The 25,885-nt window shown below is 72.0% G+C and carries 23 protein-coding genes; 12 read left to right on the top strand and 11 right to left on the bottom strand.

All coding sequences use genetic code 11. The annotated features are described in order from the left end of the window. Positions 1-37: 37 nt before the first annotated feature. The 9 genes from QSK17_RS32350 to QSK17_RS32310 all read left to right on the top strand — a co-directional run bounded on the left by QSK17_RS32350 (position 38) and on the right by QSK17_RS32310 (position 12,359). On the top strand, positions 38-2,029 hold the full coding sequence (locus tag QSK17_RS32350) for a S9 family peptidase (protein ID WP_285709704.1): 1,992 nt from the start codon (positions 38-40) through the stop codon (positions 2,027-2,029). Next, a complete protein-coding gene (locus QSK17_RS32345) occupies positions 1,978-3,303 on the top strand; it encodes a serine hydrolase (protein ID WP_285709701.1) in 1,326 nt (441 codons plus the stop codon). Before QSK17_RS32350 ends, QSK17_RS32345 begins: the two co-directional genes overlap by 52 nt. Before the next feature lie 9 nt (positions 3,304-3,312). After that, positions 3,313-4,653 (top strand): serine hydrolase domain-containing protein, encoded by a 1,341-nt coding sequence (locus QSK17_RS32340; protein ID WP_285709696.1) that lies wholly within the window; start codon positions 3,313-3,315, stop codon positions 4,651-4,653. Then, positions 4,646-5,518 (top strand): serine hydrolase, encoded by an 873-nt coding sequence (locus tag QSK17_RS32335; RefSeq protein ID WP_285709694.1) that lies wholly within the window; start codon positions 4,646-4,648, stop codon positions 5,516-5,518. Before QSK17_RS32340 ends, QSK17_RS32335 begins: the two co-directional genes overlap by 8 nt. 29 nt (positions 5,519-5,547) lie before the next feature. Next, a complete protein-coding gene (locus QSK17_RS32330; RefSeq protein ID WP_285709691.1) occupies positions 5,548-7,134 on the top strand; it encodes a PucR family transcriptional regulator in 1,587 nt (528 codons plus the stop codon). A gap of 94 nt (positions 7,135-7,228) precedes the next feature. Continuing rightward, the gene (locus QSK17_RS32325; protein WP_285709688.1) at positions 7,229-8,815 is read left to right on the top strand and encodes an ABC transporter substrate-binding protein; all 1,587 of its coding nucleotides are present in this window, start codon (positions 7,229-7,231) and stop codon (positions 8,813-8,815) included. Further along, on the top strand, positions 8,816-9,844 hold the full coding sequence (locus tag QSK17_RS32320; RefSeq protein WP_285709685.1) for an ABC transporter permease: 1,029 nt from the start codon (positions 8,816-8,818) through the stop codon (positions 9,842-9,844). Further along, the gene (locus QSK17_RS32315; protein ID WP_285709684.1) at positions 9,844-11,670 is read left to right on the top strand and encodes a dipeptide/oligopeptide/nickel ABC transporter permease/ATP-binding protein; all 1,827 of its coding nucleotides are present in this window, start codon (positions 9,844-9,846) and stop codon (positions 11,668-11,670) included. Before QSK17_RS32320 ends, QSK17_RS32315 begins: the two co-directional genes overlap by 1 nt. Continuing rightward, positions 11,667-12,359, top strand: a complete 693-nt coding sequence (locus QSK17_RS32310; RefSeq protein WP_285709681.1) for an ABC transporter ATP-binding protein — start codon at positions 11,667-11,669, stop codon at positions 12,357-12,359. Before QSK17_RS32315 ends, QSK17_RS32310 begins: the two co-directional genes overlap by 4 nt. A 53-nt stretch (positions 12,360-12,412) precedes the next feature. On the opposite strand, the gene menC is transcribed toward QSK17_RS32310, so the two are convergent. The 3 genes from menC to QSK17_RS32295 form a co-directional block, all read right to left on the bottom strand. Then, complete coding sequence (gene menC, locus QSK17_RS32305) at positions 12,413-13,513, bottom strand: o-succinylbenzoate synthase (RefSeq protein ID WP_285709679.1); 1,101 nt, start codon at positions 13,511-13,513, stop codon at positions 12,413-12,415. A 76-nt stretch (positions 13,514-13,589) separates the two neighbouring features. Continuing rightward, the gene (locus tag QSK17_RS32300; protein WP_285709677.1) at positions 13,590-14,366 is read right to left on the bottom strand and encodes a GNAT family N-acetyltransferase; all 777 of its coding nucleotides are present in this window, start codon (positions 14,364-14,366) and stop codon (positions 13,590-13,592) included. Beyond that, positions 14,363-15,442, bottom strand: coding sequence for a M20/M25/M40 family metallo-hydrolase (locus QSK17_RS32295; RefSeq protein ID WP_285709676.1), 1,080 nt, complete (start codon positions 15,440-15,442; stop codon positions 14,363-14,365). The genes QSK17_RS32300 and QSK17_RS32295 overlap by 4 nt, the downstream gene beginning before the upstream one ends. A gap of 234 nt (positions 15,443-15,676) precedes the next feature. Between QSK17_RS32295 and QSK17_RS32290 the strand changes: the two genes are divergently transcribed. After that, complete coding sequence (locus QSK17_RS32290) at positions 15,677-16,789, top strand: CapA family protein (RefSeq protein ID WP_285709674.1); 1,113 nt, start codon at positions 15,677-15,679, stop codon at positions 16,787-16,789. A 2-nt stretch (positions 16,790-16,791) separates the two neighbouring features. Beyond that, positions 16,792-17,427, top strand: a complete 636-nt coding sequence (locus QSK17_RS32285; protein WP_285709672.1) for a protein-L-isoaspartate(D-aspartate) O-methyltransferase — start codon at positions 16,792-16,794, stop codon at positions 17,425-17,427. Positions 17,428-17,458: 31 nt separating this feature from the next. Here QSK17_RS32285 and QSK17_RS32280 read toward each other — a convergent pair whose 3' ends face one another. Together QSK17_RS32280 and QSK17_RS32275 are read right to left on the bottom strand one after the other, a co-directional pair. After that, positions 17,459-17,668: a DUF397 domain-containing protein gene (locus QSK17_RS32280; RefSeq protein ID WP_285709670.1), complete on the bottom strand. Its 210-nt coding sequence runs from the start codon at positions 17,666-17,668 to the stop codon at positions 17,459-17,461. After that, entirely contained in the window at positions 17,659-18,438 is a 780-nt protein-coding gene (locus tag QSK17_RS32275; RefSeq protein WP_285709667.1) for a helix-turn-helix domain-containing protein, read from the bottom strand. The genes QSK17_RS32280 and QSK17_RS32275 overlap by 10 nt, the downstream gene beginning before the upstream one ends. A gap of 133 nt (positions 18,439-18,571) precedes the next feature. On the opposite strand from QSK17_RS32275, the gene QSK17_RS32270 reads away from it, so the two are divergent. After that, positions 18,572-19,033: an ATP-binding protein gene (locus tag QSK17_RS32270; RefSeq protein WP_285709665.1), complete on the top strand. Its 462-nt coding sequence runs from the start codon at positions 18,572-18,574 to the stop codon at positions 19,031-19,033. Positions 19,034-19,231: 198 nt separating this feature from the next. Here QSK17_RS32270 and QSK17_RS32265 read toward each other — a convergent pair whose 3' ends face one another. Genes QSK17_RS32265 through QSK17_RS32240 form a run of 6 tightly spaced genes read right to left on the bottom strand, consistent with a single transcriptional unit; the run spans position 19,232 to position 25,768 of the window. After that, a complete protein-coding gene (locus tag QSK17_RS32265) occupies positions 19,232-20,332 on the bottom strand; it encodes a C45 family autoproteolytic acyltransferase/hydrolase (RefSeq protein ID WP_285709663.1) in 1,101 nt (366 codons plus the stop codon). Positions 20,333-20,367: 35 nt separating this feature from the next. Then, positions 20,368-21,222 (bottom strand): ATP-binding cassette domain-containing protein, encoded by an 855-nt coding sequence (locus QSK17_RS32260; RefSeq protein ID WP_285709661.1) that lies wholly within the window; start codon positions 21,220-21,222, stop codon positions 20,368-20,370. Next, on the bottom strand, positions 21,219-22,262 hold the full coding sequence (locus QSK17_RS32255; RefSeq protein ID WP_285709660.1) for an ABC transporter ATP-binding protein: 1,044 nt from the start codon (positions 22,260-22,262) through the stop codon (positions 21,219-21,221). Before QSK17_RS32255 ends, QSK17_RS32260 begins: the two co-directional genes overlap by 4 nt. Further along, positions 22,259-23,125, bottom strand: coding sequence for an ABC transporter permease (locus QSK17_RS32250; RefSeq protein WP_285709657.1), 867 nt, complete (start codon positions 23,123-23,125; stop codon positions 22,259-22,261). Before QSK17_RS32250 ends, QSK17_RS32255 begins: the two co-directional genes overlap by 4 nt. After that, complete coding sequence (locus QSK17_RS32245) at positions 23,122-24,069, bottom strand: ABC transporter permease (RefSeq protein WP_285709655.1); 948 nt, start codon at positions 24,067-24,069, stop codon at positions 23,122-23,124. The genes QSK17_RS32250 and QSK17_RS32245 overlap by 4 nt, the downstream gene beginning before the upstream one ends. A gap of 55 nt (positions 24,070-24,124) precedes the next feature. Then, a complete protein-coding gene (locus QSK17_RS32240; protein ID WP_285709653.1) occupies positions 24,125-25,768 on the bottom strand; it encodes an ABC transporter substrate-binding protein in 1,644 nt (547 codons plus the stop codon). Positions 25,769-25,885: the final 117 nt, after the last annotated feature.

Here is a 25,885-nt window from a genome sequence, read left to right as displayed (position 1 = left end):
GAAGAAGGCGGGCCGAGCGGATGCCTAGGGTTCGGTCATGTCTCGCCTCTCCCTCAGCGACATCTACCGCATCGCGGTCCCGGGAGACCCCCGGCTGCGCCCCGACGGGAGCGCCGTGGCCTACACGGTCACCACTGCCGACCGGGAGTCCGATGAGAACCGGTCCGAGATCTGGCTCGCCGCCCCCGGCGACGGGCCGCGGCGGCTGACGGGCGGCCCGCGCGACTCCTCCCCGCGCTGGTCGCCCGACGGACGCTCGCTCGCCTACCTCCGCCCAGTGGACGGGAAGCCGCAGCTCCACCTGCTGCCGATGGACGGCGGCGAGCCGCGCGTCCTCACCGCCGCCTCGCTGGGCGCGGGCGCCGCGGTCTGGTCGCCGGACGGGCGCTCGATCGCGTACAGCGCGCCGTGCGGCGACCTCGATCCGCACGCCCCGGTCGTGGCCGACCGCCTGGAGTACAAGGCCGACGGCACGGGCCTGCTGCGCGGTCTGACCGTGCACGTCTTCGTGGTGGAGGTCGAGACGGGGGAGACCCGGCAGGTCACCTCGGGCGACTTCCACGCGGGCGAGCCGTCCTGGTCGCCGGACGGCCGGCGGCTCGCGTTCACCGCGAGTATGGAGGCCGATCGCGACCTGGTCGCCGGCGGCGCCGTCTACTCGGTGGACGTCTCCGGCGGCGAACCCGAGCGGCTCACCGGCGCGGACGTGGTCTGCGCGGGCGCCTGGTGGCTGGGCGAACGGCTGCTGGTCGTCGGGTACGCCGGTGAGCCGGTGGGGCACGCCCGCCTGTTCGAGCTCGGGACGGACGGTCTCGTGGAGGTCAAGACGGGGCTCGACCGCAACATCATGGTGGGAGCCCCCGGCTACCCCGGCGCCGTCCCTCAGCTGGCGGGGGAGGACCTGATCTTCTGTGCCCGGGACGGCGGATTCACCCATCTCTATCGCGCCCCCGGCGAGAAGATCGTCGGTGGGAACCAGGTGATCTCTGGTGTCAGCGCGGCGGCGGGCAGGATCGCCTACGTCGCCGCGACACCGTACAGCGCCGGAGACGTCTACATCGCGGACCTTCCCGCGACCCGGGCCGAGGGTCCGTCAGGCGGCACGCCGGCCGTGTCCGGCACGGCAGCGGATGGCACGGCGGCGGACGGCACGGCGGCGGACGGCACGGCGGACACGGCACTGGCCGCGACGAGGCTCTCCGACCACACGCTCCCCGACGTCGAGCTGTTCACCCCGCGAAGCCGTACCTTCACCGCCCCCGACGGGACGCCGGTGGAGGGGTTCGTGCTGCGGGACGAGACGCTCACCGAGTCGGGACCGCTCCTGCTGGACGCGCACGGCGGCCCGCACAACGCCTGGGCACCGGTGTTCGACGGCGTCCACCTCTATCACCAGGTGCTCGTCGCGCGCGGCTGGACCGTGCTGACCGTCAACCCGCGCGGCAGCGACGGGTACGGCGAGGCGTTCTACACGGCCGCGCTCGGTGCCTGGGGCATCGCCGACACCGGCGACTTCCTGAGCCCGATCGACGAGCTGGTCGACGAGGGGGTCGCCGATCCCGAACGGCTCGCGGTCACCGGCTACAGCTACGGCGGCTACGTGTCGTGCTGGCTGCCCACGCAGACCGACCGGTTCAAGGCGGCCATCCCCGGCGGGTGCGTCAGCGACCTGGTCAGCATGGCCGGCACCTCCGACGCGGGTCACTTCCTCAAGACGCACGAGTGCCGCGGCGACATCGCGGCAGACATCGCGGCGCAGTCCCCCATGACGCATGTCGCCCGGGTGACCACGCCGACGCTGCTCCTGCACGGCGACGCCGACGATCGGTGTCCCGTCGGCCAGGCCGAGCAGTGGTTCGCCGCCCTGCGCGAGCGGGGCGTGCCGGTGCGGCTGGTCCGCTATCCGGGCGGCTCTCACCTGTTCATCCTCAACGGCCGCCCGTCCCATCGGGTGGACTACAACGAAAGGATCGTCGAGTGGCTGGAGCAGTGGATCCCGGTCGATGGCACGCCCGTCTCGCCGAGCTGATCGCCGAATACGAGGTACCCGGCGCCAACCTGGCCTTCCTGCACGAGGGTGAGGTGCACGAGTTCGCCGCGGGCGTGCTCAACACGGCAACCGGGGTGGAGGTGACCACCGACTCCCTCTTCCAGATCGGCTCGGTCACCAAGGTGTGGACCGCCACCCAGATCATGCAGCTCGTGGAGCGGGGCGAGCTGACGCTCGACACCCCGGTCGCCGAGGTCCTGCCGGAGTTCCGGGTCGCCGATCCGGAGGTGACCAAGACCGTCACGATCCGGCACCTGCTCACGCACACCTCCGGCATCGACGGGGACCTGTTCCTCGACACGGGCCGCGGTGACGACTGCGTGGAGAAGTACGTGCAGGCGTGCGCTGACCTGGCGCAGAACCACCCCCTCGGTGCCACCCAGTCGTACTGCAACTCCGGGTTCATCATCGCCGGGCGCGTCGTCGAGCGCCTCACCGGCAAGGTCTGGGACGCCGCGCTGCGCGAGCAGATCATCGAGCCGCTGGGCCTGACCCACACCTGGACCCTGCCGGAGGATGTGCTGCGCTTCCGCGGCGCCATGGGCCATCTGGGCGGCGAGCCCGCCCCCACCTGGGGTCTGATGCGCTCCTGCGGCCCGGCCGGGCTGATCTGCGCCCGGCCGGCCGACGTCGTCGCCTTCGCGCGGGCGCACCTCGGCACCGGGCTGCTCGCCGACCCCCGGGTGATGTGGGAGCCGCAGGTGGACATCCCCAACCCGCACACCCTCGGGAAGCAGTGGGGCATCGGCTGGATCCTGGACGAGTGGCAGGGCCGCCGGGTCGTCTCCCACGGAGGCAACACCATCGGCCAGGCCGCCATGCTCTGGATGGTCCCCGAGACGGAGACGGTGGTGTGCGTGCTGGCCAACGGCGGCCACACCGCCGCCTTCCACCACGCCCTGGCCACCGAGCTCTTCGACGAGCTGCTCGGCCTGGCCGTGCCGCCCGTGCTCGGCCCTCCCGCCGAGCCGTTCGAGACGGACGTCGAGCGGTACGCCGGCGTGTACGAGAGGGCGGGCGTCCGCATGACGCTGTCGGTCCGCGACGGCAGGCTCTCGCTGTACGGCGAGGCCACCGGCGCCCTCGCCGGGGTGCAGCCGCCCATGGAGTTCGATCTTGTCCCGGTGGACGCCACGACCTTCGTCGGCCGCCCGGAAGGGGAGCCGCAGTGGACGTCGGCGGTCTTCTACGAACTCGCCGACGGCTCGCCGTACATCCACCTCGGCGTGCGCGCCACGCCCAAGACCGCCTGAGGAGCCGACATGCGTGAGGATCTGCAGAAGCGTTTCGATGAGGCGGCCCGCCAGCACGGAGTGCCCGGCGCCGCACTCGCCGTCTGGACGGGCGGCGAGCTCGTCGAGGTCGCCACCGGCGTGGTGAACCGGAACACCGGCGTGGAGACGACGCCCGACAGCGTCTTCCAGGTCGGCTCCACCACCAAGGTCTGGACCGCCGCCCTGGTCATGCAGCTCGTGGACGAGGGGCTGGTCGAGCTGGACCGGCCGGTCCGTGACTACCTGCCGGAGTTCGCCGTCGCCGACGGCGCCGAGAAGACCATCACCGTCCGGCACCTGCTCACCCACACGGGCGGTTTCGACGGCGACCTGTTCGAGGACACCGGGCGCGGCGACGACTGCCTGGACAAGTTCGTGGCCTTCCTGCACGGCGCCGGTCACGTGCACGAGCCGGGCGCCCTGTTCTCGTACTGCAACGCGGGCTACTGCGTGCTCGGCGCGCTGGTCGCGCGGATGCGGGGCACCACGTGGGAGGAGGCGATGCGCGAGCGCCTGCTGAAGCCGCTCGGCGCCACGAACTGGGCGCTCCTGGCCGAGGAAGCCGTCCTCTTCCGGGCGTCGGCCGGACATGTCGGCCCCGAGGGCACCATCTTCCCCTCGTGGCAGATGCCGCGCTCCAACGCTCCGGCGGGCTCCACGATGTGCCTGGCCCCGCGCGAGCTGGTCCGCTTCGGCCGGATGTTCCTGGCCGGGGGAGTGGCCGAGGACGGCACCCGCCTGCTGTCGGAGGAGTCGGTCGCCGCCATGCGGACCCGGCAGGTCGACGTGCCCGGCGTCTCCGGGCTGCTCGCCAACCGCTGGGGGCTCGGGTTCGAGCTGTTCGACTGGGGCGGCGAGGTCTTCGGTCACGACGGCGGGACGATCGGGCAGAGCACGTTCTGGCGGGTCGTGCCCGGTGCGGACTTCGCGATCGCGATGACCGTCAACGGCCCCGGCTTCATGGGACTGCTCGTCGACGTGGCCCTGCCGCTGATCCGCGAGGCCACCGGGCTCGACGTCCCGGACCTCCCGGTTCCGGGCGAGACGCCCGAGGTCGTGGACCTCACGCCCTACGCCGGCAGGTACGACGGCCCGGCGCTCTCGTACGAGGTGGCCGGGGCGGACGGCGGCCTGGACGTCACGTTGATCCCCGGCGAGTTCATGGCGCAGGTGGGCGGCGAACGGGTCACCACCCGCTACGTCCACTTGGACGGCGACACCTTCATCGCGACGGAGGCGGAGGAGGGCGTGTACCCGACGGTTACCTTCATCGTCGAGGACGGCCGGGCCGCCTACGTCCACAACGGCCGGGCGCTGCGCCGTGCGTGACCTCCTGAAGGAGGTGTTCGACGACGCGGACGTGGAGGGCTTCGTCCACGTCCGCGACGTCGACGGCCCCGATGAGACCGGGCTGAACCCCGACGAACCGGTCGTCCTCGCCTCCGTTTTCAAGATCCCTGTCGTGCTGGAGTACGCCAGGCAGGCGGCGGCGGGGACCCTGGAACGCACCGAGCGGCTGACCGTCACGGCCGCCGACAAGGACGGTGGCATCGGCACCTCCGGGTGCGCCGACGATGTCTCGCTGACCTTGCGCGACCTGGCCCACTTCATGATGACCATGAGCGACAACGCGGCCACCGATGTGCTGCTGCGCCGAGTCGGGCTGGACAACCTACACGCCACGCTGCGCGGGCTCGGCCTCGGGCGTACCCGCCTGATCGGCGGCTGCGCCGAACTGCTGGGCAGCATGGTGACCGAGCTCGGTCTCTCCGTCGAGAATGTCTCCGAGGAGGATCTCTCCGGAGTGTCCGAGGAGCGGATCCGGGCGCTGTCGGTGCTCGACCCGGAGCGGACGACTTCGGGGACGCCTCGTGAGACCACGACCCTGCTGAGCAAGATCTGGCGGGACGAGGCCGGTCCGGCGGAGGCGTGCGCGGAGGTGCGGAAGATCATGGGCAACCAGGTCTGGCCGCACCGCCTCTCCTCCGGGTTCGGCGACGAGGTGAAGGTCTCCGGCAAGACCGGCACCCTCCCGGGCGTGCGCAACGAGGCCGGTGTCGTGGAATATCCGGACGGGCGGCGCTACGCCGCCGCGGTTTTCCTCCGGACGGATTCGCTCGGGTTCCGGCTGCCTCAGGCGGACGCGGCGATCGGCCGAGCGGCCCACATGGCAATTGAGTGCCTCCGCGAATAATGTCGGTTTACGTTCACTATCGTGAGCGGATGAGTGATCGGCCCCGCGCGAGCCTGCGCCGCATCCTGGAGGACCTCGGCAGCACCGTCCTGGACGTTGCCGCCGCGGAGGGTGACCTCCTCGACGCCGAGGTCACCGGAGTCCACATCTACGATCCGCTCGACGAGCCGCTCCTGCCCGCCGGGAGCATCGTGCTCGCCGTCGGGGTCGATCGCGCCGAGCAGATATGCGCCCTGCTCGACGCGGCGGGCCCGGCGGCGGGCGTCGTCGTCAAGCAGCCGGTGGACGTGGACGGCTGCGTCCACGCGAAGGTCCGCGAGACCGGGGTGGCGGTGCTGGGGCTCACCCGGGCCGCCTCCTGGGCGCAGGTGGCGGCGCTGCTGCGCGCCCTACTGGCCGAGGGCGACCTCACCGAGCCGGGGGAGGCGCCGATCGACGACCTGTTCTCGCTGGCCAACGCCGTGTGCGCGCTGCTCGACGCGCCGGTCACCATCGAGGACCGGTCCTCGCGGGTGCTGGCGTACTCGGGGCGGCAGGACGAGGCCGACGCGGGGCGGATCGAGACCGTGCTCGGCCGCCAGGTGCCGGAACGCTACCAGCGGATGCTGGAGGAGCGCGGGTTCTTCCGGCAGCTCTACCAGAGCCGCGAGCCGATCTACATCGAACTGAACGACGAGACCATCGCGCGGGCCGCGGTCGCCGTTCGCTCCGGGGACGAGATTCTCGGCTCCATCTGGGCCGCCGTACGGGAACCGCTGAGCGGGCAGCGCCGGCAGGCGCTCGCCGACGCCGCCAAGATCGTCGCCCTGCAGTTGCTGCGGCAGCGGGCCGGGGCGGACACGCGGCGACGGCTCCGCGCCGACCTGCTGTCCACGGTGCTGGCGGGCGGCGGGGACGCCGCGGAAGCCGCGGGCCGGCTCGGCGTCGCCAGCGAGCGCCTGTGCGTGCTCGCCGCCCAGCTCAGCGACGGCCCCGACGCCGACGCGGCCCGCCGGGAGAGCGACAGGCAGCGGTTCTGCGACGCGCTCGCCCTGCACGTCGGAGCCATCCACCCCAAGGCCGCCGCCGCGCTGGTCGGGTCGGTCGCCTACGCCGTGCTGCCGATGCACGGGAGCGGCGACGAGGAGGCCCGGGCGGTCCGGGTCGCGGAGAGTTTCCTCGCCCGGGTCGGACCCCGGCACGCGGCCAACATCGGTGTGGGACGCATGGCGCGCAACCTCGCCGAGGTGTCCCGGTCGCGGGCCGACGCCGATCGGGCGCTGCGGGTGCTGCGCGCCCGGAGCACGTCGGGGGCGGTCGCCGGCTACACCGGCGTGCACTTCGAGTCGCTGCTGCTCCAGCTCTCCGACCTGGTCCAGGCCGAGGAGCAGACGCCCACCGGGCCGTACGAGCGGCTCCTGGCGCACGACGCCCGGCATGGCAGCGAGCTGGTCAGCACCCTGCGGGCGTACCTGGACGCCTTCGGCGACGTGAACGCCGCGTCGACCAAGATCCACGTGCACGCCAACACATTCCGGTACCGGCTCAAGCGGCTGGTCCAGATCAGCGGGCTGGACCTGGCCGATCCCGAGGCCCGGCTGGCGGTGATGCTCCAGATGCGCATCTTCGGCGGTTAGCACGAGAGATCACCCGCTTTTCGTCCGGAGCAACGAAGAAGGATCGCGCGGAACCGGCGAATGTGGGGCATCTCCCCAGCTTCCAGGAGCCCCGATGAGAAACACACGAGCGGCGGCCGTGATCGGCGCACTCAGCCTGCTCACCGCCGCATGCGGCGGTGGCACGGACACCGGGTCCGGCCGGACCGCCGACGGCGGCACCTTCACCTTCGCGATCGGCGCCGATCCAGGCGCGCTCGACCCGGCCATGGCCGTGCTCTCTGTGACCAACAACGTGCTGGCGTTCGCGTACGACACGCTCGTCAACTATGGGCCCGATGGAAAGATCGTCTCTGGACTGGCCGAGAAGTGGGACGTCGAACGCGACGCGGTCACCTTCACCCTCCGCAAGGACGTCACCTGCTCCGACGGGTCCCCGCTCACGCCCGCGGACGTGGCCGACAGCATCAACCACATCACCGACCCCGCCACCAAGTCGCCGCTCAACGGTGTGACCGTCCCCGCCGGCATGAAGGCCGAGGCGGACGACGCGGCGGGAACGGTGAAACTCTCCACGCCGAAACCGTTCAGCTTCATCCTGGAGAGCACCCCGCTGATTTTTGTCGTCTGTGGCAAGGGAGTGAAGGACCGCTCGGTGCTCGCCCGCGGCACCTCGGGTTCCGGGCCGTACACGCTCACCGAGGCGGTGCCCAGCGACCACTACACGTTCCAGGTGCGCAAGGACTACACCTGGGGACCCGGCGGAGCCACCACCAAGGAAGCCGGTCAGCCAGACAAGATCGTGCTGAAGGTCGTGCCGAACGAGCAGACCTCGGCCAACCTGCTGATCTCCGGTGACATCAACGGCGCGGTCATCTACGGCGCGGACCGCGCGCGGCTCGAGGCGACCCCGGGCATCGGCAAGGTGATCATCTCGGCGGGCAACGGGCAGTTCTTCTACCACCAGGGCGAGGACCGGCCCGCCAAGGACCCGGCGGTGCGCAAGGCGCTCACCCAGGCGGTCAACCTCAAGGAACTCGCCGGGATCTCCGCGAGCGGCACAGGCCGCCCCGCCACCGGGCTGGTGCTGGACCCGCGGCCCTGCCAGGGCGACAGCGTCACCGGTCACGTCCCGGCCTTCGACGAGGCCGCCGCGTCCGCCGCGCTGGACGCGGCCGGTTGGCAGGCCGGCCCCGACGGTGTCCGGGTCAAGGACGGACGCAAGCTGACCCTGCGCCTGCTCTACGGCACCACCAAGGGCGCGGGCGTGCAGGCCGCGGCCGAATACCTCGCGGCGGCGTGGAAGAAGGCGGGCGCCGACGTCGCGCTGAACGGCGTCATCGACACCAAGCTGGGGGAGTCGCTGACCGTCACCCAGGACTGGGACGTCGTCTGGCTGCCGATCGGCGTCACGCTGCCCTCGCAGCTCGAAGGTTTCCTGTCCGGCCCGGCCGCGCCGAAGGGCGCCAACTTCGCCCACCTGGCCAACGACCGCTACCAGAAGCTCGTGGCCGAGGCCGCGCTCAAGCCGGGGGAGGAGGGCTGCAAGCTCTGGCTGGAGTCGGAGTCCGCGCTGTTCGAGGACGCCGACCTGGTGCCGGTCGTGGAGAACACCGTGCTGGTCGCCACCAAGAACGCGAAGTTCGGCATAGTGGCGGGCTCGGTCTCGGCGACCACGATCCGGATGACCGAGGCGGGCTGAATGGCGGAGTCTCTGCGCCCGTCCGCCGCCGGCCCGTCCGCCGAGGGCGGGCGGGCCGGCCGGGCACTCGGCCGGGCACTCGGCCGGGTCCGTAGTGGGTTCGTGCTGCGGCGCGCCGTCCGGTTCGTCGTTTCACTGGGCGTGCTGCTCGTCGCGTCCTTCGCGATGATGCACCTGATCCCGGGCGACCCCGTACGCGCCTCGCTCGGCCCGGCCGCGCCGGCCGAGCTGGTCACCGCCAGGCGTGCGGCGCTCGGGCTGGACGAGCCGATCCTGTCCCAGCTCCTGTCCTACGTCAGCAACGTGTTCCGCGGGGACTTCGGCACGTCGTTCCTCAGCGGGGAGCCGGTCCGGGAGATCATCGCCTCCCGGCTCCCCAACACCCTCGGGCTCGCCCTGCTCGCGACCGTCGTGGCACTGCTCGTGGCCGTACCGCTCGGCATGTGGGCGGCGATCCGCACCGAGAACGGCCGCAACAGGGGCACCGAGGTGACCTTCACCTCGGCGACCGGCGCGGCAATCGCCGTGCCCGAGTTCCTCTACTCGATCGCCCTGGTCACCGTGTTCGCGATCGGACTCCGCTGGTTCCCTCCCGCGGGCAAGGCGGGACCCGTGTCCTACGTCCTGCCGATCCTCTCCCTGGCCATCTCGCCGACGGCGATGATCGCCCGTATCTGCCGCGTGGAGACCCTGCGTGAACTGGGCATGGACTACGTCCGGCTGGCCCGGGCCAAGCGGCTGCCCGCCGCCCGGCTGTACTTCCGGCACGTCCTGCCCAACACGCTCACCGCGACGCTGACCGTGGGCGGCATGCTGCTCGCTGCGCTGATCGCCGGGAGCGTGCTCGTCGAGTACGTCTTCGCCTGGCCGGGCCTGGGACTGCGGGTCGTGGAGTCCATCACCCAGAAGGACTATCCGGTGGCCCAGGGCGTGATCCTCGTCTACGGCGCGATCGTGCTGGTGGTGAACCTGCTCGTCGACCTGCTGCTCGGCGTGCTCGACCCCACATCCAAGCTGAAGGAGACCTGATGCGTCACCTGCCGCGGACCCCCGCCGGGATCGCCGGGACCCTCCTGGTCGCGCTCATGGTGATCCTGGCGATCGCCGGGCCGCTGATCTGGGGAGCGGAGGCCGAGCGCATCGACTCCGCGGCCATCCTCCAGGGAACCTCGGCGGCGCACCCGCTCGGCACCGACAATCTGGGCCGCGACATCCTCGCCCGGGTGCTGGTCGCCGGGCGGCTCTCGCTCGCCCTCGCCATGATCGCCACACTCATCGGCGCGACGGCCGGCGTCATCCTCGGCGCGCTTCCCTCGGTGCTGCCGCGCCGGGCCGCGCGCCTGGTCACCGGTACGGTCAACGCGCTGGTCGCGTTCCCCGGCCTGCTGCTCGCGATGTTCACCGCGGTGATCGCGGGGCTCGGCGCGCGCGGCGCCGTGCTCGGCATCGGCGCCGCCGTCGCCCCCGGCTTCGCCCGGCTCACCCAGACGCTCGCGGCCTCCGTCGCCGGGGCCGACTACGTAGCGGTCGCCCGCATGCTCGGCGTCTCCCGGTGGCGCGTCATGACGAGGCACGTCCTGCCCAACATCGCCGAGCCGCTCATCCTCCACCTCACCCAGGCGCTGGGCGGCGCTCTTCTCGCGCTCGCCGGGATGTCCTTCCTCGGTCTCGGCGTGCAGCCGCCGTCGTTCGACTGGGGGCGGCTGCTCTTCGACGGCTTCGCCCGGATCTACGCCACCCCGGCCGTCGCCCTCGGCCCGGCCGCCGCGATCGCGCTCGCGGGCATCGGTTTCAACCTGCTGGGAGACGTCCTGGCGCGGGCGGCGTCGCGCCGTGCCACGCCGGCCGGTGCGGCCGCCGGACGAGCCGTACCCGAGGCGGGCGAGCTCGGCGAGCCCGACCCGGACGCCGTCCTGGAGGTACGGGACCTGACCGTCACCTTCCCCGGCGGCGTGACGCCGGTGCGCGGGCTGTCGCTGACCATCGCGCCCGGCGAGATCGTCGGCCTGGTGGGCGAGTCCGGCAGCGGCAAGAGCCTGACCGCCTCGGCGATCGGCGGGCTGGTGCCGTACCCGGGAGAGGTGAGCGCCGGCCGGCTGCGGCTGTGCGGCGCCGACGTCCGCGAGCTGCCGGAGGCCGAGTGCCGCAGGCTGCTCGGCACGTCCCTGGCGATGGTCTTCCAGGACCCGATGGCGGCGCTCAACCCGGCGCTGAAGGTCGGCGGGCAGCTCGCCGAGGTGGCGACCGTCCACCAGGGCGCGAGCCGGGCCGACGCCTTCGCCCGCGCGGTGGACCGGCTGGAGCACGTACGCATACCGGAGCCCGCCACGCGGGCGCGGCAACACCCACACGAGCTGTCCGGCGGCATGCGACAGCGCGCCGTCATCGCCATGGGCCTGATGGGCGCGCCCCGGCTGATCATCGCCGACGAGCCGACCACCGCTCTCGACGTGACCGTGCAGCGGGAGATCCTCCGGCTGCTGCGCGAGGTGACCGACGAGACCGGCGCGGCCACCCTGTTCATCTCCCACGACATCGCCGTCATCGGCGAGCTGTGCCACCGCGTCGTGGTCATGTACGCGGGCCGGGTGGTCGAGGAGCTGCCGGTCGAGGAGCTGGCCTCGGGCGCCGCGCACCCCTACACGCGGGCGCTGGTCGCCTCGCTGCCCGACATGGAGACCGACAGGTCGCTGCCGCTGGCGAGCATCCCCGGCCGCCAGCCCTCGCCGGCCGAGGTGCCCGACGGATGCGCCTTCGCGGACCGCTGCGAGCTGGCGAGCGCCAAGTGCGCCGAGCTGCCGCCCCTGATCCCGTACCGCGCGGGGCACCGCGTCGCCTGCTGGGAGGCCAAGTGATCATCAAGAACCTGACCGTCCGGTTCGGCGCCTTCACCGCCGTGGACGACGTCACCCTGGAGATCCCCGACGGCGCGATCGTCGGCCTGGTGGGCGAGTCCGGGTCGGGCAAGTCCACGCTCGCGCGTGCGGTGAGCGGGCTGGTGCCGTACACGGGGGCCGTGGAGGGGGTGGACCCGAGCCGGGTGCAGATGGTGTTCCAGGATCCGCTCACCTCCCTCGACCCGCGCATGACCGTCGGCGCGTCCGTCGCCGAGGGCCTGCGCCTGCCGCGGGCCGCCCGCCAGGCGGAGGTGGAGCGGCTGCTGACCCTGGTGTCCCTGCCCGTCTCACTCGCGGAGCGCTACCCGCGCGAGCTGTCCGGGGGCCAGCGGCAGCGGGTGGCGATCGCCCGCGCGCTCGGCGTCCGGCCGGCGCTGCTGATCGCCGACGAGATCACCTCCGCCCTGGACGTCTCCGTCCAGGGCGCGGTGCTCAACCTGATCCGCTCGCTGCGCGAGGAGATCGGGCTGTCGATGCTGTTCATCTCACACAACCTGGCCGTGGTCCGCTACGTCTCCGACGTGGTGGCGGTGATGCACCGGGGCAGGCTGGTCGAGATGGGGCCGACCGAGGAGGTCGTGGGCGCGCCGGCGGACGACTACACCCGCTCCCTCCTTGAGGCGGTCCCCCGCCTCGGCCGGAGCTGACATGCTTCCGGGCGGGCACCGCGGTGCCCGCCCTGAAGATGTGCGCGCGACAACTACCTGGTGATCCACTCGGTGGAGGTGGTGACCTCGTCCAGGATGTCCTGGACGGGGTCGACGCCGATGCCGGGGCCGGTGGGGACGTCCAGGTGGCCGTCGCGCAGCTCGAACGGCGGAGTGATGTCGGTCGCGAAGTAGCGGCGCGAGGCCGAGGTGTCGCCGGGCAGGGTGAAGCCGGGCAGGGCGGCCAGCGCGACGTTGGCGGCGCGGCCGATACCTGTCTCCAGCATCCCGCCGCACCACAGGGCGACACCGTGGGCGCGGGCCAGGTCGTGGATGCGGCGGGCCTCCAGGTAGCCGCCGATGCGGCCGGGCTTGACGTTGATGATCGAGCACGCGCCCAGGGTGATGGCGGCGGCGGCGTGCTCGGCCGACTCGATCGACTCGTCCAGGCAGATCGGGGTGGAGATCCGCCGCGCGAGCGCGGCGTGCTGCACCATGTCGTCGTTGGCCAGCGGCTGCTCGATGAGCAGCAGGTCGAAGGCGTCGAGCTTGGCCAGGCGGGGGGCGTCGGCCAGGGTGTAGGCGGCGTTGGCGTCGACCTGGAGCAGCAGCTCGGGGCCGAATCGCTCGCGTACGGCACGGACGGGCTCCAGGTCCCAGCCGGGCTCGATCTTCAGCTTGATCCGGATGTAGCCCTCGGACAGGTAGCCCTCGACGGCGTCGAGCAGCTCAGGGATGGAGTTCATGATGCCGACCGACACCCCGCAGGGGACGCGGTCCCCGGTCGCGCCGAGGAACGAGGCGAGGGATTCGCCGCGGGCGCGGAGCTGGGCGTCCAGGACCGCGGTCTCCAGGGCGGCCTTGGCCATCCGGTGCCCCTTGAACGGCGCCAGTGCCCGGCCCGTGGCCTGGGCGTCGGCGTGGGCGGGCAGCGCCGGGATGAGGAAGCGGCGCATGGCCTCGGCGGCGCCGTCCGCGTACTCGGAGGAGTAGAGCGGCGCCGACATGGCCACGCACTCGCCCCACCCCTCGGCCTCGGGCGTGACGACCCGCACGAGCAGCACGTCGCGCGCCGTCTCCGTCCCGAAGGACGTGCGGAACGGCGCGACCAGCGGCATCGCGATCCGCCGTAGCTCGATTCCAGTGATCTTCATGGTGGGTGTGCGGCGTCTCGCCGCGCCTCCTTCCGGTAGGACCGCCGCCGCGTTTGGCCGCGATCAGACGGTGCGATCAGACGGTGCGTTCCACGATGTAGCACGTTCTCCGGTGGAACCCGGTGATCCGGGCCCCTTCCTCCAGCAAGCCGCCGAGCACCTCGCGCGCGGCGTGCCGCCACGCCTTGGCCAGACCGGGGTCCGTGCGGCGCAGGCTCTCGATGTCCTCCGGCACCGCCACGAGGACCGTCCCCGCGTCCGTCCGGCCGGGGACCGGCCGTCCGTCCGCGTCGGCCAGCCCGACCGCCGCGTCCGGCGGGACCTGCGGCGCGTACGGCTCCCGCCGTACGGCGGCGAGCACGCGCGGATCGGTCAGCCGCCAGACGGCGAGCATCCGGTCCGACTCGTCGCCGGCGTTGATCGCGTCCTCCATGACGCCGTAGAACGACGGCAGGTACTCCTCCGGACGGGCGCCGAGCTTGGCCAGGTTGAAGTAGGCGTTGCGGCGCACCAGGGGGTCGTAGGTCCAGGTGATCCGTTCGATGCCCCGTTCGAGCGCCCAGGTCCGCTGGTGCGTCTTGAGCGCGAACCCGATCCCGCGGCCGGCCGCCGCGCCGGTGACGTGGGAGTGCAGGACCCGGCCCGCCGGGGCCGCCAGGAAGCCGACCGAGGCGCCGGCCAGCCGGCCGTCCTCGTAGACCCCGGCCACGTAGTTGCCCGCGTGGGACAGGGCCCGCATCAGCTCGACGCTGATGGGCGCCCCGCCCGGCTCGGGATGCCAGATGTCGTCGAAGAGCCGGTAGACATCCTCGAACTCCTGGATGCTGTGGAGTTCGCGCGGCGCGGGTGTCATGCGAGCACCGCCCGGATCAACTCGGCGAGCAGCCGGGTGCGGCCGGGCATCTCCGCGGCGAGCGCGTGCTCGTGCGCCGCGTGCGCGCCGCCGCCGACCGCGCCGAGCCCGTCGAGTGTGGGGCAGCCGACGCCCGCGGTGATGTTGCCGTCGGAGGCGCCGCCCACGGCCACTCCCCGCAACGGGGGCAGGCCCAGGCCGTCGGCGATGCGGCGGGCCAGCTCGAACAGCCCCGCCGACGAGGCCTCCTCCAGCGGCGGACGGTTCGGTCCGCCGCTCACTCGCAGCCGGGTTCCGGCGACCCGGGGGGCCAGCGCCCGTACCAGCTCGTCCACCCGCTTCTGCTCTTCGACGGTGGGCACCCGCACGTCCACCGCGACCGAGGCCTGCGCGGGCACGGTGTTCATCGTGCTCCCGCCGGACACCAGGGTCGGCGTCACCGTGGTCGCGCCGTCGCCCATCGCGCTCAGCGCGAGGATCTGGTGGGCCAGCTCGACCGCCGCGTTGGCCCCCGCGTGCGGTTCCAGGCCCGCGTGCGCGGCCTTCCCCAGCACGGAGAGCTCGTAGGCCGAGATGCCCTTGCGGGCGGTCTTGAGCGCGCCGCCGTCGGCGCTCGCCTCCAGCACGAACGCGGCCGAGCAGCCGCGCGCCGCGTCCTCGATCAGCGCCCGCGAGGTGGGGGAGCCGAGCTCCTCGTCACCCGTGATCAGCAGGCACACCCCCTCCGGGGAGGGCAGCGCGGCCAGCGCGTGGAAGGCCTGCACCAGCCCGGCCTTCATGTCGAACACGCCCGGCCCCCGGGCGATCCCGTCCTCCACCGACCAGGGGTGCTCGCGCAGCGACCCGATCGGCCACACCGTGTCGTGGTGCCCGACGAGCAGCACCCGGGGGTGGCCGAAGGTCCACCGCAGGTGGCTGACCCCGTCGATCACGATCGTCTCCGGGCGGGTCCCGAGCCGCCGGGATGCCTGCTCGGCGACCACCGCGGCGCTGCGGGCGACCGCCTCGTGGTCGGCGGAGAACGACTCGCAGACGACGAGCTCCTCCAGGTCCTGGAGCATCAGGTCGAGGTTCACCGCGGCCGCCCCGACTCGACGATCACGGCGCGGTGATGAAGACCAACGGACACGCGTACCAGCCCTCCGGTCGATGTTTACCGCAACGGTATGAGAAGGGCGGGTCGGGGAATTCGTGCGTTTTTCCGAAGAGCGCCGGGCTGTTCGTCCATTCGGCCAAGGGCCTTCGACACGTGCCTCCGTGCCGCGGGCGCCGCCCGACGGGCGCGGAAGGGCGATTCTTAGCATGGAGATATGGGCGCGGGCCTGGTGACCCTGTTCCTCTGCGGTGATGTCATGCTCGGCCGCGGTGTGGACCAGATCCTGCCGCACCCCGGCGATCCGGTCCTGCGCGAGCCGTACGTCGACGATGCCCGGATCTACGTCGAGCTGGCCGAGACGGTGAACGGCCGGATCCCGCGCCCGGTCGACTTCCCCTGGCCGTGGGGTGACGCCCTCCGGCTCCTTGACGAGATCGCGCCCGACGCGCGGGTGGTCAACCTGGAGACGAGCGTGACCCGGAGCGGCGCGTTCGCTTCCGGGAAGTCCGTCCACTATCGGATGACCCCCGACAACCTTCCCAGCCTGGCGGCGGCCCGGCCCGACGCGTGCGCGCTGGCGAACAACCATGTGCTGGACTTCGGCCGCGCCGGGCTCGCCGAGACCCTCGACGCGCTGGCGGCCGCCGGGCTTCCGGCGGCGGGGGCGGGGCGGGGCGCGGACGAGGCGCGCAGGCCGGTGATCGTGCCGGTGGCGGGAGGCGGGCGCGTGCTGGTGTTCTCGTTCGGCATGCCGTCCAGCGGCATCCCGTCGGAATGGGCGGCGGCCGTCGACCGCTCCGGTGTCGACTTCGTGCCCGAGCCGTCGGAGGACCTCGCGGCCGAGATCGCCGACCGGGTACGGCAGGCGAAGCGGCCGGGGGACATCGCGGTCGCCTCCATCCACTGGGGCTCCAACTGGGGGTACCAGGTCTCCAGAGCGCAGACCCGCTTCGCGCACGTGCTCATCGACGGCGGCGTCGATGTGGTGCACGGGCACTCCTCGCACCATCCGCGCCCGATCGAGCTGCACCGGGGGAAGCTCGTCCTGTACGGCTGCGGCGACCTGGTCGACGACTACGAGGGCATCACCGGATACGAGGAGTTCCGCGACGACCTGCGGCTGCTGTACTTCGCCTCGCTCGATCCCGGCTCGGGAGCGCTCGCGGCTCTGCACATGGCGCCCGTACAGGCCCGGCGCATGCGGCTGTGCCACGCCACATCCGAGGACGCCGAGTGGCTGCGCGCGACCCTCGACGACGTCAGCCGCGGCTTCGGGACGCGAGTCGGCGGCGAGTCCGGCGGCATGCTCGCCCTGCGGGAGGCCTGATCGTGGCCGGTTCGTCCGAGGCCCTCGTGCGAATCCTCCGGGCGGAGGGCGTCCGGGACGAGCGCCTGCTCGACGCCGTACGGGTGACGCCGCGGGCGGACTTCGTCCGGGCCGACATGGTCTGGGACGCCTACGACGACGTTCCCCTGCCGATCGGGCACGGCCAGGTGACCACCCAGCCCTCGCTGTCGGCGCGGATGATCGAAGGGCTGGGCCTGTCCGGCGATGAGCACGTGCTCGAGATCGGCACGGGTCTCGGCTTCCAGACGGCGCTGCTCGCGCGCCTTGCCGCCGACGTTGTGACCATCGAGTTGCGGCCCGAGTTCTCCGAGCGGGCACGGCGCAGCCTCGCCCTCCACGGCATCGGCAACGTCGAGCTGCGCACCGGAGATGGCACCTGCGGCGTGCCCGGACGGGCCCCGTACGACGCCGTCCTCGTGTCGGCCGCGTTCCCCGAGGTCCCCGCGCCGCTGGTGGAGCAGCTCCGGGTCGGCGGCCGCCTTGTCCAGCCCATCGGCACGGGTGGGGAGGAGGAGGTCGTGCTGTTCGAGCGCGTCCCCACCGGGCTGGAGCGCCGCCGGCTCCTGACCCTGGCCAGGTTCGTCCGCCTCTACGGCCGGTACGGCTACCCGTCCTGACGGCGCCGGAAGCGGCCGGGCGCTGAATGGGTCAGCCGATGTCGAACTCGGCGGCCTTCACCCCGGCGATGAAGGCGTCCCACTCGGCCGGGGTGAAGAACAACTTGGGGCCGTCGGGGTCCTTCGAGTCGCGTACGGCGATCAGCCTGGCGTGGTCGGTCACCTCCGCGACCTCGACGCAGTTGCCGCCGTTGTCGCCGGAGAAGCTCGCCTTGCGCCAGCGCGCCTTGCTCAGGTCCATCGTTCCTCCACCGTCTTCTCAATGAGTTCAAGGGACATGTTCAGCGGCAACGCCTCGGTGCGAATGGCCTCGAAGCGCTCGATGGCCGTGCCGACGTCCTCACGATCGCTGGTGGTAATGCCCCGGACGGCGGTTTCCGCATACAGTACGTCGGCTCCGCCCTCCACCGTCGCGATCAGGAAGCCTCCGAGCAGGCCGGAGTGCATCCCCTTGGGGACCACTTGCACGCTCAGCCGCGGGCCGGTCACCATCACCAGATGGCCGAGCTGCTCACGCATCACCTCGGGATCGCCGATCGGCCGATGGAGCACGGCCTCGTCGATCATGCACCGCAAGATCGGCGGCGGCGGATCTTTCCGGGTGAGGATGAGCTGCCGGTGCAGGCGGGCCGCCACTGCGGCCTCGTCGCCGCGCAGCACCACCCGCGCGTACGCCTCGGTCTGGAGCAGGCCGGGGATCAGGAGCGGCTCGTAGGTCCGCAGCGTGGTGGCCACCTGTTCCTTGTCGCGCCACTTGCCGAACCAGGCGGGGAAGACCTGGCCCTTGCGCCAGTCGAGCAGGCGGCTGAGCGCGCCGCCCGTGCCGAGGGTCTGGTCGCAGGCTTCGGCGAACTCCGGGCTGGCCGGGAGCTGGCCGGTCTCGACGCCGCTGATCAGGGACTCGCTGAAGTGGATCTTCTCGGCCAGCTGGGCCTGGGTGAGGCGCACCGCCTGCCGGTAATGGCGCAGTTCCCTGCCCCATATCGCTTGTGGCGAATAGAGATCGACCACAATTGTCTCCTTTGTCGGAGTTCAACTACATGGCCGCGACCCGCAAAGCGAGGTCTTGGTAACGAATCCCTAACTGACAGTAGTCCCGTCTCGGCAACCTGGAGCTGGGAATTCCAGATCCGGGAGGCCGTTGATGAATGACGCACTCAAGGCCCACGCGGCACTCACCGACTGGCGCGGCGCGCGGAGCCGGCCCGCGTCCGTCCTCGGCGAGAAATGGATCCCGCCCACGGGGAGATGTTTGGCGTCCGCCCGGCGGTTCGTCCGCGACGTGGCCGCCGACTGGGAGGCGGCGGAGGACGTCCCCGAGGTCGCCGAACTCCTCGCCTCCGAACTCGTCACCAATGCGCTCACCCACGGGGCCCAGGGCGTTTCGGCCGCCAGCGGCATCCACATCGTGGTCACCCGGGAGCAGGAGCTGATCGCGGTGGACGTCTACGACTCCTCCAGCGCCCTCCCGCGCCTGTGTCGGGCCCGCCACCTCGACATCCGGGGCCGGGGTCTCGCCATCGTCGAGACCTTCTCCCGCGACTGGGGTTGGAGGATCACCCCCTGCGGCAAGTCCGTCTGGTTCCAGCTCCTCGCCTGGCCGTGAGGCGATTGGCATAATGATTTCGTAGTTCCTGGTATCGCGTTCTCAGGAAGTCCAGGTCCTCATCTTTCATTACGGGAGCGAGCGCGCCCGCGGTGAAGGGAGCAATCATGGGGTCACCTTCACCCGCATGATCGGCGACCGTCAGCAGCCGCCTGGTCGGTGCCCGGCTCGTCGAGTTCGAGCCGGGCACCGCGCTGATCAGGCCAGGCTGACCGTCGTCCATGCCGACGGCCGGGCGGTGCAGGGGCCGCCGTCGTGGACCAGGAGGCGGCCGGCCGCGGGCTCCACCACGACCGTGGCCAGCGTCGCCCACCGGGTGCCGAGCGTCCCGCCCACCGGCGGGTGGCAGCAGACCTCGGCGCCGTCGCCGGGATGGGCGTCGAGCAGGGCGGCGACGTCGTCGGCGCCGTCGATGTCACCGCGTTCCCGCATCCGGTCGCTCAGCAGGCGGAACCGGTCGTAGGTCTCGGGCTCGGCGCGCCCGCGGAACTCGCCCTCGGCCAGCGCGGGATCGACGAAGTGGTTGGTGTGCACGAGCCGGCCCGCCTCATCCGGTGGCACCACCGCGGCGCCGGCCGGGCTGAGCTCGACGCACGCCGCCTGCTCCGCGGTCACGACGGTCACCACGGTCGAGGCCGACACCGGCGCCTCGCTCAGAATGCCGATCGCCTCGCTGAACGACGTCGCGCCGCCGAGCACCCTGCGTGCGACGAGGTGCACCGGGACGCCGCCCGCGCCATCGTCCGTGCCGTCATCCACGCCGTCCTCAACATGGCCGAGGATGTTGAACAGCACCCCGACCCCGGCCTCGTTGAGTCCGATCTTGGCCAGGATCCCGTGCTCGGTGATGCCGGCGAAGCCCACCCTGTCGCCGTGCACCGACTGGATGTGCCACCCGTCGGCCAGCTCCTCGTGCCAGTCCCAGGTCTGACCGCCCACGGTGCGGGGGCCGGTGCGGACCACGGTGGAGCACTCGCCCGCGCGCGGCGTCCCGGCCACGGCGAGGATCTCGGTCCGCGCGTTGAGCGCGGCGATCGTCCAGAGCGGCACCCCGGCGCCCTCGGCGACGCCCTCCATCTCCGCGGCGAGTTCCGGTGCCCACGCGCTCGTCGCGGCGAGGCACCGTTGGGCGAGCGCGGGGACGTCGAGCGTCACGCCGCGGGGCGCCGCGGCGACCTCGAAAAGCTCTGAGTACGTGCGCCAAGTCCGCGCGATCTCGGCGCCGGACCGGCGGCCGCGGTCGTGGCCGCGCCGCCTCGGGTCGGTTCCCTCCACTCGCAGGTGCGTACGGAGGCTCACTGCTGCACCATCCTCTTGTCTGCGGCCGGGGAGACTCACGCCTCCGCCTCCGCGGTATCACTGCTGATGTCACTGTTGATCGAAAGCCGCGGCCGCCATCCCGGCCGGGGCGCGCTGTCACGGAGCAGCACGGTGTACGGGTGGCGCGGATGGTCGAGCACCTGGTCGGTGCTTCCACGCTCGACGACCTGGCCACGGCGCATGACGACGACCTCGTCGCTCACCTGCCGCACGACGGACAGGTCGTGGGTGATGAACAGGTAGGTGAGCCGGCGGGCCCGCCGGATCTCGGCCAGCAGGTTCAGCACCTGGGCCTGCACCGAGACGTCGAGAGCGGCGACGGCCTCGTCGAGTACGAGGACGCGGGGTTCGGCGGCGAGAGCCCGCGCGATCGCGACCCGCTGCTGCTGCCCGCCGCTGAGCTCGCCGGGCAGCGCCCGGGCGTGCGCGGGGCGCAGGCCGACCTGGTCGAGCAGGTCGTCGATCCGGCGGCGCGCGTCGGAACCCGTGACCCGGTGATGGGCCGCCAGGACCTCCCCGATCGCCGCCTCGACCGTGCGGCGACGGTTCAGCGACCCGCTGGGGTCCTGGAAAACCATCTGGACGTCCCGTGCGCGGGCGCGCCGCTCCGCCCGGCGCGGGCGCTGCGCCACCGGACGGCCGGCGAGGACGACCTCCCCGGCGTCGGCGCGTTCGAGGCCGACGAGAACCCGCGCGAGGGTCGACTTGCCCGATCCGGACTCGCCGACCACCGCGAGGCAGCTCCCGTCGGCGACGGTGAGGCTGACGTCGTCGAGCGCCCGGACCGTCCGGCGCTTGCGCCCCCGGCCGGTCGTGAACTGCTTGCACAGGCCGCTGATCTCGATGACGTTCTCCGCCGTGGTGCTCACGCCGTCTCCTCCGTCTCTCCCGCCTGGACCGGTTCGCCCGCCGGTTCGCTCACCGCGGGGCCGGCCAGCTCGGCGGTGAGCTCGTCGGCGCGCAGGCAGCGCGTCGCGCGGCCGGCGTCGTGGACGAGCGCGACCTCGCCCTCCGAGCAGCGGGGCGCGACCCACGGGCAGCGGCCCGAGAAGGCGCAACCGCCCTCCACCTCGTACGCCGCGATGGGTCGCCCCGGGATCACGGGCAGGGCCGCGGTCTTCGCGGTGAGGCTGGGCCGCGAGTCGAGCAGAAGCCGCGTGTACGGGTGCCGGGGCGCGGAGTGGAGCTGCGCGGGCGTCCCGATCTCGACGATCTCCCCGGCGTACAGCACCGCGATCCGGTCGCACACGGCCGAGGCCAGTTCGAGGTCGTGGGTGACGAAGAGCATGGCCATCCCGTGCTCGCGGCGTTGCTCGTCGAGGATGGCCATGACCTCGGACTGCGTGGTCACGTCGAGCGCCGTGGTGGGTTCGTCGGCCAGCAGCAGCCGGGGCGAGCTGGCCATGGCGGCGGCGATGACGACCCGCTGCAGCATGCCGCCGGACAGCTGGTGGGGGTAGGCGTCCATGCACCGGTCCACGTCGGCGATCCCGACCCGCGCGAGCAGGTCGCGCGCCCGGCGGGTGGCCTCGTCCCGGCTCTCCCCGCGGGCGTCGCAGAGCCCCTCGACGAGGTACCGCGAGATGCGCAGCACCGGGTTCAACGCGGCCCGCGGGTTCTGGCTGATCATCGTCAGCCGCTCGGCGCGCACACGCCGCAGCGCGGCGGCGCCGAGCAGCCGCACGTCCTCGCCGTCGAGCAGCACCCGGCCCGTGACGCGGGCACCCGGCGGCTCGGTGCGCAGCACGGTGCGCAGCGTCATCGACTTGCCCGATCCGGATTCGCCGACGAGACCGAGGGCCTCACCGGGAGCGAGGGACAGCGAGACGCCCCGCAGGAGCGTCCGGTCGCCATGGCGCGACGGCAGGGCGAGACGGACGTCGTCGAGTTCGAGCACGTTCGCGCTCACGCCCGGCCACCCGCCTTCCGGCCGCCGAGCCGCTCGCCGATGACGCTGAACGCGGCGACCGCGACGACGATGCACGTTCCGGCGAGCATGCTCTGCTGGGGGTAGCCCTGCAGCAGGGAGTCCTTGCCCTGCGAGACCATCAGTCCCCAGTCGGCGGTGGGTGGCTGGACGCCGAGGCCGAGGAACGACAGCGCGGCGAGATCGATCATCGCGTATCCGAAGTTGATGGCGGCCCCGGTGAGGATCTGCGGCACGATGTTGGGCAGGATGTGCCGCAGGCTGACGACGAGCCCGGACAATCCCTGGAGCTCGGCCGCCTGGACGTAGGCGAGCCGCCGCTCCCGCAGCGCGACGCTGCGCAGCACGCGGGCGGTGTACGGGACGTACGAGATCGCGAGCGCGATCGTGACCTGCGCGAGGCCGGTCCCGAACACCGCGACGGCGAGGATGGCGAGCAGCAGGTTCGGGAAGGCGAACAGCAGGTCGAGCACGCGGCCGAGGAACGCGTCGACGTTCCTGCCGAACCACGCGGCGACGAGCGCCAGCACGGCGCCGCCCCCGCCCGCGAGCAGCACGACGACCGCGGCGCCGAAGAGGCTGGTCCGCGCGCCGTACAGGAGCCGGGAGAACAGGTCGCGACCGGACTGGTCGGTGCCGAGCAGATGCTCGGCGCTGGGGCCCTGGTAACGCTGGACGACGCTGCCGATGTCGGGATCGTGTGTCGCGATCAGCGGGGCGAACAGCGCGGCCAGCGTGATCAGCGCGATGATCACGGCGGCGGCGATGCCCAGCGGGCCCAGCCATACGGCCAGGTCGCCGCCGCGTCGCCGGGCCGCCGGTCGCGCGAGGGTTTCCGCGCTCACGCGCTCTCACCTCCGAGTTGGACGCGCGGGTCGATCACCGCGTAGAGGATGTCGATCACCAGGTTGACCACGCCGAACACCGCGACCAGGACGAGCGCGATGGCCTGCACGACGGCGAAGTCCTTCTGCTGCACGGCGTTGATGAGCATGGCCCCGATGCCGTCGAGGGTGAAGGCGTGCTCGACGACCGCCGCGCCGGCGACGAGGGCGGCGATGTTCACCCCGACGATCGTCGTCACGGGCAGCATCGCGTTGCGGACGATGTGCCGGCGGGCCACGATCCGCCAGGGGACGCCCCGGGCGAGCGCGATCTGGACGTGCTCGGCCTCGCGTTCCTCCACCACGGCGGTGCGCGTGATCCGGGCGACCACCGCGACCGCAGGGAGCGCGAGCGCCACGGCCGGCAACGTCAGATGGGACATGCGGTCCGCGAGCCCGGAGCCGGATCCGAAGACGGGGAACCAGCCCAGCGTCACGGAGAAGACGCTCATGAGCAGGACGGCCGCGAAGAACGTGGGGATGGCGAACCCCACGCTGGAGCCGAGCAGGACGGCGGTGTCGAAGGCGCCGCCCCGCAGTCCGGCGATCGCTCCCACGACCACGCCGAACACCACGATCAGCACGGCGGCGTACGCGGTGAGCCACAGGGTCGTCGGGATCCGGGACGCCAGCAGCGACGCGACGTCCTGGCGGGTCGTGAGGGACTCGCCGAGATCCCCGGTGAGCACGCCGCCGAGCCAGTGCCCGTAGCGGACCAGGAAGGGGTCGTCCAGGCCGTACTGCGCGCGGATGGAGGCGAGGACCTCGGGGCTGACGGTCCTGCCCTGGACGAGGAAGCTCTCGGGCGAGCCGGGAGCGGCGTACATCGCCGCGAAGATGAGGAAGCTCGAAATGAGGAGAGTGGCGGCCAGCGCACCGAGCCGCCGGATGATGAAGCGCAGCACAAGGGCTCCGATCAGGAGGTCAGGGGCGCGTCGCCGCGCCCCGGATCCGTCATGGTCACGCCGCACCGAGGTCGGCGGCCCAGGGGTAGTAGAGATAAACGAACGACGCCGGCACGCCGGTCACGCGCTTGTTGAGGAAAAGCCGGACCGACGGCGCCGCGACCGGGATCCAGGGCATCCGCTCCATGACCTTGGCCTGGAGGTCGCTGACGGCCGTGGCGCGTTCCACCTCGTCCAGCGTGCCGGCCGCCTGCTCGATGAGGTTCTGGATCTGCGGGTCCTCGGAGCCGTCGAAGTTCTGCGATCCGCCCTTGGCGGCGATGGTGCGCAGGAAGGCGAGCGGGTCCGGGATGTCCATGTAGTTCGTCGTCATGAAGCCGTCGTAACCGGCGCGGGCCTTGGCGTCGGAGAAGAAGGCTCCGTACTGCGCGCTCGGAACTCCCTTGGGCTGGATGGTGAGGCCGAGCTCGCGGGCTGCGTTGGACATCTCGGACAGGATATCGGCGTAGAACTGGCGCTCGCTGGGGTAGGCGATGGTGATCGGCGCGCTGCCGGCGCCGGCTCCGGCGACGAGCTTCTTCGCCTCGTCGAGGTTCTTCTTCGTGTCGGGCAGGGCGTCGTACGCCGGGTCGAACACCGTCTGGCCGTACGTCCAGCCGCCGCGCGGCACCAGCGAGCGGGGGACCTGGGCGGTGCCGGCGAACACGGTCTCCGCGATCGCCTCACGGTCGGTGGCGAGCGCGAGCGCCCGCCGCACCGCCGGGTTGCCGAGCGCGCCGTCCCCGGTGCTGATGACGGCCACCATCTGCAGCGACTTGCCCAGGTACAGCGTGCCGTTGCTCGACGCGGAGAGCTGGTCGACCGCGCCCACGGGCACGTCGTACGAGCCGTCGATGGCGCCCGTCTCAAGAGCACTCGCGATCGCGCCCGGGTCGACGATGAACCGCAGGTCGACCTGCTTGGTCTTCGCGCGCCGCTGCGTGTCCCAGTACGCGTCGTTGCGCAGCATCGAGATCGTGGCGCCCTTCTCCCACGATGAGAACGTGTACGGCCCGGTGCACATGACCCCGCCCTCCGGCGTGCCGTACTTCGCGCCCGCCTCGGCGCGCTGCTTCTTCTCGACGACGACGCCGATGGGGGTGGCCATGTACGAGTTGAGCGTGGCGTCCGGCTTCTTCAGCGTGATCGTGACCTGCCGGTCGCCGGTCTTCTCGATGGACGCGATGTTGCCCGTGATCTGGTCGGACGCCCAGTAGCTGCCCTCCTTCGCGTCGAGGTGGCGGCGGAGGCTGAACAGCACGTCCTCGGCGGTCATCGGCTCGCCGTCCCAGAAGCGCACGCCGTCCCGCAGCGTGTAGACCCAGGTCTTCTGGTCCGACGTCTCGACCTTCTCCGCGAGGTTCGGCTGCAGCGAGTAGTCCGGGTCCAGCCGCATCAACCCCTCGCAGAGGTTGGCCACGACCGTGTTCTCCGGGTAGTTGAACGCCTTGATCGGATCGAGGGACGCGGGCTCGCCGAAGGGCAGGTTCCACGTCGCCTTGTCGAGCTCCCGCTGCGCGGCGGGGGTGGTCACGAGGAGGTCGGTGAGCTTCCGGTCGGCCGTCTTCGAACCGGGTCCGGCCGGGCCGGCGGCGCCGCCGCACGCGGCGAGTCCCAGGCTCAGCGAGGCGGCGAAGATCACCTTCGCACAGTTGCGCATCTCGTCCTCCGAACTGCGGGGGGTTGGATCCCTTCGGGCGCTATTTGGGCAGGCCCGGGGCGTGGTAGGCAGTGACCATACATGACAAAACGTTTTAGTAAAAGGTTTTGTGTCCTA

The sequence above is a fragment of the Microtetraspora sp. NBRC 16547 genome (assembly GCF_030268965.1).
Classification (GTDB): domain Bacteria; phylum Actinomycetota; class Actinomycetes; order Streptosporangiales; family Streptosporangiaceae; genus Microtetraspora.
The sequence above is the reverse complement of the archived record's forward strand: the minus strand, read 5'-3'. Positions and strand labels throughout refer to the sequence as shown.